This is a genomic window from Clostridium sp. Cult1 (genome assembly GCF_021655095.1).
GTDB lineage: Bacteria > Bacillota > Clostridia > Tissierellales > Tepidimicrobiaceae > Schnuerera.
Genome location: NZ_PPXW01000001.1, coordinates 1,265,905 through 1,276,261, shown reverse-complemented (window position 1 = coordinate 1,276,261; position 10,357 = coordinate 1,265,905). Strand labels below are relative to the sequence as shown.

Below are 10,357 nucleotides of genomic sequence, written 5' to 3'. Positions count from 1 at the left end.
ACAAAATCATTCGAAAGCTATATGAGGACAATGTGATGGGCAAAATTCCCGAAGAGCGTTTTTACAAGATGTCGGCTGAATATGAAGCCGAGCAGAAGGTACTGGAAGAAAGGATAACCAAATTAAAACATACTATTGATACAGCAAATGAACAGTCTCTAAATACCGACCGTTTTTTGGCACTGGTTAAAAAGTACACAGAAATTACAGAATTGGATGCAGAGATTATTCGAGAGTTCATTGACAAAATTATAGTATTCAAGGCTGAAAAGGTAGATGGCCGCAGAACCCAGCGGATTCAAATTTTCTATAACTGCATTGGTGCTATCGACTTACCAAAATAAACGAAAAAACGGCATAGCCGAATATCAACGACTATGCCGAATTTTTTAGGAATTATAAATCCCTATCTGACCGCTCCTAATAAGTCCCCCTTTTCATTTATTTTGACAAAGCCTTAGAGTCAGAATTAAATACTTCTTCATCTAATTCTCCTTCTTTTTTAGCTATTATTACAGTACATGCTGCATCTCCTGTAATATTAATAGTAGTCCTACCCATATCTACTAATCTATCTATTCCCATTATTAAACCAATACCTTCTAAGGGCAATCCTATTGATTGTAGTACCATAGACAACATAATGGTTCCTGCTCCCGGTACCCCTGCTGTACCTATAGATGCCAATGTAGCAGTTAAAACAACCGTTAATATAGCTCCTATACTTAAAGGTACATTATATACTTGAGCTATAAAGAAAGTTGCCACCCCTTGCATAATAGCAGTACCATCCATATTAATGGTAGCTCCTAGGGGAATTGTAAAGGCAGCAATATTTCTAGATACTCCTAATTGTTTTTCATTTATATCTAGATTTATAGGAACTGTTGCATTACTACTAGCAGTAGAAAAGGCTACAGACATGGCTGGAAATATTTTTTTAAAGAATTTCTTAGGGCTTAATCCAGTTAGCCCTTTCAGCATACCTGAATAAACCAATCCCGCATGAAGAATAAGTCCAATATAAACGGCTATTATATACTTTAGTAATGGAACTAAAGCTGCATATCCAACAGTAGCAAAGGTTCTAGCAATTAAACCAAATACTCCAATAGGAGCAAATAGCATTATAAATCCTACCATCTTCAATACTAATTCGTTTAACTGTTCAAATATTTGAACAACCAATTTTACCTTATCTCCTAAAACTGATAGACCAATGCCCGTTATTATAGCAAAGACTATAATTTGTAGCATATTCCCTTCAGCCATAGCTGATATTGGGTTTCTAGGTACCATTTCATATAGTATTTGTACCAATGGTGTTTTTTCACTTACAGTAGTTTCTATCTGTTCGATAGCACCTAAATCTAAGCCTATACCTGGTTTCAAAAAATAGCCTAAAACTAAAGCCAAAGAAACAGCAAAGGCAGTAGTTGCTAAATAAAAAGCTATGGTCCTAGCGCCTACTCTGCCAAGCTTTTTAACGTCTCCCATACTAGCAGCTCCATTGACTAGTGAAATAAATACGAGAGGAACTACCATCATCATAATTCCCCTTAAAAATACCTGCCCTAATAATTGAAAAATTCCATCGATTAAAATATCATCCTTAAAAGTTCCAGGTGGTAAACTATATACTAATATACCAACCACTAAACCTATTAATAGGCCAATAAAAATTTTTGTAGTCAAACCTCTTCGCTTTTTACTCATAAAATCCCCCCATTCTAAAAAAAATAATCATAACTATTTTAAATAGTTATGATTATTATATATTGACTCTACGGATTTATCAAGGATCAATTTTCTGACAATTGAAGTCGAAAGATGGAGAATTTCCATCTATCGACTTTCAATCATCTCCTTTACCATTTCATTTACCATCTGTGGATTAGCCTTGCCCCTTGTAGCCTTCATCACTTGGCCAATTAAAAAGCCTAGAGCTCTATCTTTTCCATTTTTATAATCTATGATGGATTGCTGGTTTTCATCTAACACCTTTTCTACAATTCCTTTTAATTCATCTTCATCGCTAATCTGGATTAATCCTTTTTTCTTTATAATTTCTTCTGGCTTTTTACCAGTTTCAAACATATCTCTTAATACTTTCTTTCCTATATTGTTGCTAATCTTTCCATTATTTATAAATCCAATAAGATCTGCTAAATCCTTTGGTTTAAACTTCAAGTCTTCAACTTCCAACTCTTCATCATTTAATCTTCGTAAAACATCTCCCATTATCCAATTGCTAACCTGTTTAGGATCCTTAGCATATCTATTAGTTTCTTCATAGAACTGGGCTATTTCCTTTGATTGGGTAAGAACTCCTGCATCATATTCTGGTAAATCATATTCTTTAATAAACCTTTCCTTTTTATTATGAGGAAGTTCTGGTAGGTTATTTCTTATTTCTTCAATCCAGTCCCTATCTATTTTAACTGGAAGGATATCCACATCAACAGAGTATCTATAATTCTCAGTGCCTCCTTTTCCCCTCATAACTAGGGTTTTGTTTTCTAGCTCATTCCACCTTCTAGTTTCTTTTACTGTATTTTCTCCTCTTTCTAAATAACCTATATGTCTCTTTTCTTCATATTCTATTGCATTGACCACTGCCTTAAAGGAATTTAAATTCTTCAATTCAGTTATATTGGTTTTGCTGCCAGTTTCAGTATCTACTACATTTATATTTACATCGCATCTTAAAGAACCTTCTTCCATTTTACAGTCAGATACTTCAATATACTTTAGAGTGTTCCTAAGGTTTTCTAAAAACATTCTAGCTTCTTCAGATGTATTGATGTCTGGTCTAGTAACTATTTCAATTAAAGGAACACCTGCCCTATTATAATCTATTAATGTATCTCCACCCTCTGTATGAATAGATTTTCCAGTATCCTCTTCTATATGGATCCTTTGAAGTCCAATCTTCTTAGAACCTTCTTCCTTTTCAATTTCAATATAGCCATTAGTACATAAAGGTCTGTCATCTTGGCTCGTTTGATAACCTTTTACTAAATCGGGATAGAAATAATGTTTTTTATCCATTTTAACACTATCAGCTATTTGGCAGTTAAAGGCAATTCCTGCTCTAATTCCATACTCTAGTACAGCTTTGTTTAGCTTAGGAATAGAACCAGGCAGTCCTAAACAAACTGGACAACAATGGGTATTAGCATCTCCACCAAATGCATTAATACAGCTACAAAATATTTTTGTCTTTGTCATAAGCTCCACATGAATTTCCAACCCTATAATAGTTTTATAGCCCATTATCTTTCACCCCCAATGGATAATTCTTCTTCAAAGGCATAGGCGGCTTTTAGTATATTTAATTCTTTAAACCTATCCCCCATTATTTGAAGTCCTACAGGTAAACCATCTACATAACCACAAGGAAGTGATATAGCACATAGACCTGCTAGATTAGCAGGAATATTAAATATACCTGAATTATACATTTCAAAAGGATTTTTTACACTATCTCCTATTTTAAAAGGTAGACTAGGTGTAGTAGGAGCTAATACTATATCATATTCTTCAAAAACCTTATCAAAATCCTCTTTTATTAAAGTCCTTACTTTTAATGCCTTGTTATAAAATTCTTTTCCTTTTTTGCTACTCAATATATAGGTACCAGCCATAATGCTTCTTTTTATTTCTTCTCCAAAGCCTTCTGTTCTCGAATTTATATATAATTCATCTAGAGTTTCATAATTTTTCGTCCTATAACCATATCTTATTCCATCAAATCTGGCCATATTTGAGCTGATTTCTGAAACTACAATTAAATAATAAGTTGACCAAGCATGTTCACTATGAGGTAAGGATACTTCTTCTACCTTTCCCCCTAGTTTTTCAAGGAGTTTTACAGATTTCATAATTTGTTCTTTGATCCTATTATCTATATCCATACTCATATATTCCTTAGGTAAAGCTATCTTCATACCTTCTATGCCTTCTTTTAGTTTTCCTAAATAATCTGCTTTCTCTATATCCATGGAAGTTGGGTCCTTTGCATCCTGTCCCACAATTGCTTCTAGCATTAAAGCAGCATCTGCCACATTCCTCCCAAAAGTTCCTATTTGATCCAAAGAATTAGCTAAAGAGATAAGTCCATATCTAGAAACAAGGCCATAAGTTGGTTTAATACCTACAACTCCACAATAACTAGCAGGTTGACGGTTTGAACCTCCTGTATCAGAACCTAATGCTAAAGCTACTTCTCCCGCCTTTACTGCAGCAGTAGAACCTCCACTGGAACCTCCTGGAACTCTATCTTTATCTATAGGATTTTTAGTCACTCCAAAATAAGAAGTCTCTGTAGAGTAACTAGCTGCAAATTCATCCATATTAGTCTTACCTAATATAATGCCATCAGCATTCTTTATCTTCTCTATAACTGTGGCTTCATAGGGAGGTATAAAATTTTCAAGTATCTTCGAACCACAGGTAGTTCTTATATCCTTAGTGATTATATTGTCTTTAACCCCTATAGGTATACCAGCTAATATTCCTAAATTCTCTCCATTTTTAATCTTATTGTCTACTCTATCTGCTGCCCTTAGGGCTTCTTCTTTAGTCAATGTTATAAAGGAATTTAAATCACCTTCTATTTCTTCTATTCTATCGAAATGAGCATTAACAATTTCCTTGCTAGATATTTCTTTGTTTTTAAGTTTTTCTCTCATTTCTATAGCTGTTAATTTAACTATATCCATTTTATCACCCCTCTTAGTCCATCACTCTTAATAACTTAAAATATCCATATTCTTGTTCCGGAGCATTTTTAAGTACTTCTTCTCTATTCAAACTGTCTTCTACTATATCTTCCCTCAATGACTTTTCTTTTAAATTGAGGAAGTTTAGAGCTTCTACTCCATCTGTATCTACTGTATTCAATTTTTCTACTTGTTCTAATACATTAGAAAACATAGCTATAAAAATATCCGTTTCCTCTTGAGATAGTTTTAACTTACACATTTCAGCTATTTGTTTAACTTCTTCCTTAGAAACCATTTTTCTCCTCCTTTATAATCAATGCTTTTTTTAATACTCTTCCATTATTTCTAATAATCTTTCTTCATCGATAATTTCAATACCTAATTCTACAGCCTTTTCATATTTAGACCCAGGATTTTCACCTACAATTACATAATCTGTATTTCTACTTACAGACCCTGTCACCTTTCCTCCCAAATCTTGTATTTTCTCCTTTAATTCTTTTCTAGAATAGGCTTCTATAGTTCCAGTAATCACTATGGTTTTATCAGTAAATATGGATTCTTCTAGGGCTATTTCTTCATAATGAGGCTTAACACCTTCTAATAATAATTTATCTATACCTTCTAATATCCTCTCATCATGGAAGAACTCGGTTATACTCTCTGCAATTTTAGGCCCTATATCTGGAATAGTAATTAGTTCTTCATATTTAGCATCCATAATAGCTCTCAAAGACTTAAAATGCTCCGCTAAATCTTGAGCAGTTTTCAAACCTACATTGGGAATCCCTAGAGCATAGATAAAAGCGTCTAAAGTAGTATCTTTGCTTCTTTCAATAGCTTCTAATAAGTTTCTAGCCCTTTTATCCTTAAATCCTTCAAGTTTTAATAGCTCCTCATATTTTATCTCATATATATCCCCTATGTCCATTAGATTTAACTCTTCAAATAATTTTTCTGCCGTTTTTTCACTAAGCCCTTCTATATTCATGGCATCTCTACTAGCAAAATGCACTATTCTAGATACTAATTGAGGTTTACAAGTTAATGAGTTTGGACAGAATATATGGACTCCATCTTGGTACAATTCACTATTACAAGCAGGGCAATGGGTAGGCTTCTCAACCTCTACCGTTTCTTCTTCTGTATCTACTATTCCCATTATTTCCGGAATTACTTCATTAGATCTTCTTATCAATACTCTAGAGCCTATAGCTATCCTTTTTCTAAGTATATCATCATAATTGTTCAAAGTAGCTCGTCTCACGGTAGCTCCTGCAATCTCTACAGGTTCTAATAAAGCTGTAGGGGTAACTTTGCCCGTTCTACCTACATTCCATTGGACTGATATTAATTTAGTAGTAGTTTCTTCTGCTTCAAATTTATAGGCTATAGCCCATCGCGGGAATCTCATGGTATAACCAAGGACTTGTCTAGTCCTAATATCGTTTATTTTTATTACTGCACCATCTGTCAATATATCTAAATTATGCCTTTCTTCTTCTATTTTTTCTATTTCATTAATGACATCTTCTATAGAATTACATTCTTTAGCATAATCAAATACGGGCAACCTATTGGATCTAATAAATTTAAGCATTTCCATATGGGTAGTGAATTCTTTTCCTTCAATATGTCCTATATTATAAAAGTAAGCTATTAAATTCCTCTCCTTAGTCACCTTTGGATCTAAATTTCTTAAAGCTCCTGCAGCTGCATTTCTTGCATTCTTTAATGGCTCTAATGCTGTTTCATTATACTTCCTAAGGGCAGATAATGGCATTAATCCCTCCCCTTGAACTTCCATAGTACCATTAAAATCTATTTTCAAAGGGATGGTTTTTATAGTCTTTAATTGGGGTAAAATGGCTTCCCCTACGGTACCATTTCCCCTAGTGGCGCCTTGGACCAATTCCCCATCTCTATAGGTTAGATTGATAGTCAGTCCATCAAATTTATACTCTACCACATAAGTAGGAGAAGGTAATTTGTCTTCATTAATATTATTATACTCTTCTATTAACCGTCTAATCCTATTATCCCAATTAATCAATTCTCCATAGTTTTGGCTTTTATCTAGACTCCAGAGCTTATCTAGATGGAAATGTTTTTCAAATTTATCTAATATCTCTCCACCAACCCTCTGAGTCGGAGAATAGGGAAATACTCTTCCCGTCTCCTTCTCCAATTTTACTAATTCATCATAAAGTGCATCGTACTCTTTATCGCTTACCTTCGGTTGGTCTAATGTATAATAGTAATAATTTAAGTCATTAATTTCTTCTATAAGTTCTTTCATCCTTTGAATCTTATCCATGTATTACTCTCCTTTCAGTATTTCTATCGGAGCAATGGAAAGCAGTAATCTTTTAAGGCCTACCTTATCAAAAGCGATTACTATTTCCTTATCATCATCCCTTTCCTTAATTTGAACTATAGTACCTACACCCCATTTTTTATGGCTTACTTTATCACCAAGATCTACATCCGTATTGTTATTATTTGACTGGTATATTGCTCTATTAATTCCTTTAGTATAATCATGTACTTTTACAAGCTGTTTTTTATAGTCTGACGCCTTTATTCTCCCTCTATCCATTGATGAAGCGGTATAGCCTTCTGGTATCTCGCTTATAAATCTAGAAGGCAATGAGTAATTGGTATTGCCATATATAGTTCTAAGTTTTGCATGAGTTATAAATAGCGATTTCTCAGCCCTAGTTATAGCTACATAACAAAGCCTCCTTTCCTCTTCCAATTCTGTTTCATCGTCTAAAGCCCTTGATATGGGGAATAGACCTTCCTCCATGCCAACCATGAATACAATAGGAAACTCCAATCCTTTAGCTGAATGGACTGTAAGTAAAGTTACCGAGTTATCTATATCTTCCGTTTTATCCACATCGGAAAGAAGGGATATAGTAGCCAAAAAATCTTCCAAACTACCTTCAGGATACCTAACTTCAAAGTCTATGGCTACAGATATAAATTCTTTTATATTATCTAGCCTTGTTTGTGCTTCTATACTAGCTTCCTCTTCCAATTCCTTAATATATCCTATACCATAGACAACTTCTTCTAAGAATTCTTTTAATCCCATTACTTCACTCATAGCCATGAATTTGTTTATCATATCTACAAAGGATTTTAAATTGTTTTTAGCTCTCGTCGATAGATTTGGTACTTTTTCCACATTTAACAATGTACTATATATACTTTCCCCAGCTTCATTAGCATATTCCTCAATTTTTTCTAAGGTGGCATTGCCTATTCCTCTTTTGGGGACATTTATTATTCGCTTTAAGGATATATCATCTACTGGATTCTGGATTAATTTTAAATAGGCTATAATATCTTTAATCTCTTTTCTATCGTAGAACCTTAATCCTCCCACAATCTTATAGGGTATACTCTTACGCATAAATATTTCCTCAAAGGTTCTTGATTGGGCATTGGTTCTATAAAGAATTGCAAAGTCTGAAGGCTTGTATCCTTCTTTTATAAGTTCTTCTACCTTATTGGCAACAAAATAAGCCTCTTCCTCTGAATCCAATAGGCTTTCCACCACCACTTGATTCCCTTCTTCATTGTCCGTCCACAGTTTCTTTTCTTTTCTGCTTGAATTATTTTTTATTACATGGTTGGCTACGTTCAGTATATTTTTGGTTGATCGATAGTTTTGTTCTAACTTTATGATTTTAGTATTTGGAAAATCTTTTTCGAAGTCCAAAATATTCGAAATATCCGCACCTCTCCATCCATAAATGCTCTGATCATCATCCCCCACCACACATATATTTCTATATCTTTCTGAAATCAATTTCACTAATTTATACTGTATCTTATTTGTATCCTGAAACTCGTCTACAAATATATACTTAAACTTCTTTTGATAATAATCTAGTACATCTGGGTTGGATTTTAATAACTCTACGGTTTTTATTATTAAATCATCAAAATCTAAGGCATTATTAGCTTTAAGTTTTTTCTCATAAAGGGCATATATCTCTCCTACATTCCTACTATAATAATCACTGTAATTTTGGTTTATATATGTATCCGGCTCCGTCATTTTATCCTTTAATGAACTAATAACACTAAGGACGGATCTTTCCTTATACATATCCTTACTCAAGTTCAAATCCTTAATACATTCCTTCACCACGGTAATTTGATCATCTCTATCATAGATGGAGAAACTTCTATCATATCCTATTTTATCTATATTCCTTCTAAGTATCCTTACACATACAGAGTGAAAGGTACCCATCCATATATCATCTATATTACCATCCAATAAATTATCTACCCTTTCCTTCATTTCGTTGGCAGCTTTATTGGTAAAGGTTATTGCCAAAATATTTCCTGGGAAAATCCCCTTTTCTTCTACTAAATAGGCTATCCTATGGGTTAATACCCTAGTTTTCCCACTTCCTGCCCCAGCTAAAATAAGTAGAGGCCCTTCTGTATGGAGAACGGCTTCTTTTTGTCTATCGTTTAAACCTTTTATTAATTCCATATTGTCACCATCCTAGTTAAACATTCGTTTCCTTTTTATTATATAATAATAGTGGGTTTTTTCCAATGGAAAACTATGATGATGGGGGCAAGTATAGAAATTAAGGACCTAATCCCAGTATTACTGAAAATAATAGATATAATATATAAGGTTATTCAAAATATTTCTTTCTTCTGGTTTGCCATTGTATTGGCAGAGAAATGGGATGGATAAGAATATCTTTGTATTTTAATGGTGTGAAAACCTTTTCCTGGCGATTGAATAATGTTTTAAAATATAATCTAGTAAAGATTCCAAATCGATCTAATAAAATAGAAAAAATTTACACAAATTTGATTTAGATTTAAAATATTATTTTTGATATTTTATAAGCTAAGATTATATTTTCATAGAATGTTATATTTTCTTCTTCTAAATCTAGTAACTGCCTTATCTTAAGTATTCTATATCTTATAGTATTTTCATGCTGAAATAATTCCTTAGCAGTTTTTTTCATATCTCCATCATTTTCTACATAGGCTAATAAGGTTTCAACTAATTTTCCATTTTTACATTCATCATACTCTATAATAGGATTAAGTAATTCGTAATAAAACCTTTTTAAAGTATTCTTGTTTTTTATATCCAATAGAAGCTTATATGACCCAATCTTATCATAACTTTCAATTTTATTCTTCGTTATCTTTGACACCTTACAAGCCATTAAAGATTCCTCTATAGCATCCCTTAAATACTTTAAACTTTCATAGGGACTACTAACACCTAAATGGTAGTTATTTAAATTTCCTTCGGCTACACTTATAATCTGCTTCTTATAATTTTTCATATCCTCATCAGTTATACTGGAATCCGAAGATATAAAAATCAAAATATTATTATAATAATGTACACAGTATAAATCCTTTATGCTACTTAGATTCCTAGCTATAAATCTTGCTTTATCCTCAGTGTATTCATCCATTCTTAAGCAAGATACTACTATATTATCATGAAAATTATAATTAAGGGTATAGGCTAGGGATATGATAACTTCAGGATCATCTTCATTAAGCATTTCATTAATTATAGAAATGGCTACATGATTATTTTGACAAGATAAAATGGCTTTAGT

At 32.9% G+C, this 10,357-nt stretch carries 8 protein-coding genes; 1 reads left to right on the top strand and 7 read right to left on the bottom strand.

The window, feature by feature from the left end; genetic code table 11:
• Window positions 1-344: DUF4368 domain-containing protein (locus tag C3E89_RS06240; RefSeq protein ID WP_236911604.1), on the top strand; the 344-nt coding region annotated here is incomplete at its 5' end.
• A gap of 97 nt (window positions 345-441) precedes the next feature.
• Here C3E89_RS06240 and C3E89_RS06235 read toward each other — a convergent pair.
• From C3E89_RS06235 to C3E89_RS06205, 7 genes are all read right to left on the bottom strand, one after another.
• Window positions 442-1,716: a dicarboxylate/amino acid:cation symporter gene (locus tag C3E89_RS06235; protein WP_236911603.1), complete on the bottom strand. Its 1,275-nt coding sequence runs from the start codon at window positions 1,714-1,716 to the stop codon at window positions 442-444.
• Between the two features lie 129 nt (window positions 1,717-1,845).
• Window positions 1,846-3,276, bottom strand: a complete 1,431-nt coding sequence (gatB, locus tag C3E89_RS06230; protein ID WP_236911602.1) for an Asp-tRNA(Asn)/Glu-tRNA(Gln) amidotransferase subunit GatB — start codon at window positions 3,274-3,276, stop codon at window positions 1,846-1,848.
• The gene (gene gatA, locus C3E89_RS06225; protein ID WP_236911601.1) at window positions 3,276-4,724 is read right to left on the bottom strand and encodes an Asp-tRNA(Asn)/Glu-tRNA(Gln) amidotransferase subunit GatA; all 1,449 of its coding nucleotides are present in this window, start codon (window positions 4,722-4,724) and stop codon (window positions 3,276-3,278) included. The genes gatB and gatA overlap by 1 nt, the downstream gene beginning before the upstream one ends.
• 13 nt (window positions 4,725-4,737) lie before the next feature.
• On the bottom strand, window positions 4,738-5,022 hold the full coding sequence (gene gatC, locus C3E89_RS06220) for an Asp-tRNA(Asn)/Glu-tRNA(Gln) amidotransferase subunit GatC (RefSeq protein WP_236911600.1): 285 nt from the start codon (window positions 5,020-5,022) through the stop codon (window positions 4,738-4,740).
• Window positions 5,023-5,052: 30 nt separating this feature from the next.
• The gene (gene ligA, locus C3E89_RS06215; protein WP_236911599.1) at window positions 5,053-7,044 is read right to left on the bottom strand and encodes an NAD-dependent DNA ligase LigA; all 1,992 of its coding nucleotides are present in this window, start codon (window positions 7,042-7,044) and stop codon (window positions 5,053-5,055) included.
• A gap of 3 nt (window positions 7,045-7,047) precedes the next feature.
• A complete protein-coding gene (gene pcrA, locus C3E89_RS06210; RefSeq protein ID WP_236911598.1) occupies window positions 7,048-9,246 on the bottom strand; it encodes a DNA helicase PcrA in 2,199 nt (732 codons plus the stop codon).
• Between the two features lie 343 nt (window positions 9,247-9,589).
• The coding region (locus tag C3E89_RS06205; RefSeq protein ID WP_236911597.1) for a PucR family transcriptional regulator at window positions 9,590-10,357 on the bottom strand (768 nt) is incomplete at its 5' end.

Bases quoted from the DNA above. Each gene is read 5' to 3' on its own strand.
- C3E89_RS06235 (WP_236911603.1), bottom strand. From the start codon at position 1,716: ATGAGTAAAAAGCGAAGAGGTTTGACTACAAAAATTTTTATTGGCCTA.
- gatB (WP_236911602.1), bottom strand. From the start codon at position 3,276: ATGGGCTATAAAACTATTATAGGGTTGGAAATTCATGTGGAGCTTATG.
- gatA (WP_236911601.1), bottom strand. From the start codon at position 4,724: ATGGATATAGTTAAATTAACAGCTATAGAAATGAGAGAAAAACTTAAA.
- gatC (WP_236911600.1), bottom strand. From the start codon at position 5,022: ATGGTTTCTAAGGAAGAAGTTAAACAAATAGCTGAAATGTGTAAGTTA.
- ligA (WP_236911599.1), bottom strand. From the start codon at position 7,044: ATGGATAAGATTCAAAGGATGAAAGAACTTATAGAAGAAATTAATGAC.
- pcrA (WP_236911598.1), bottom strand. From the start codon at position 9,246: ATGGAATTAATAAAAGGTTTAAACGATAGACAAAAAGAAGCCGTTCTC.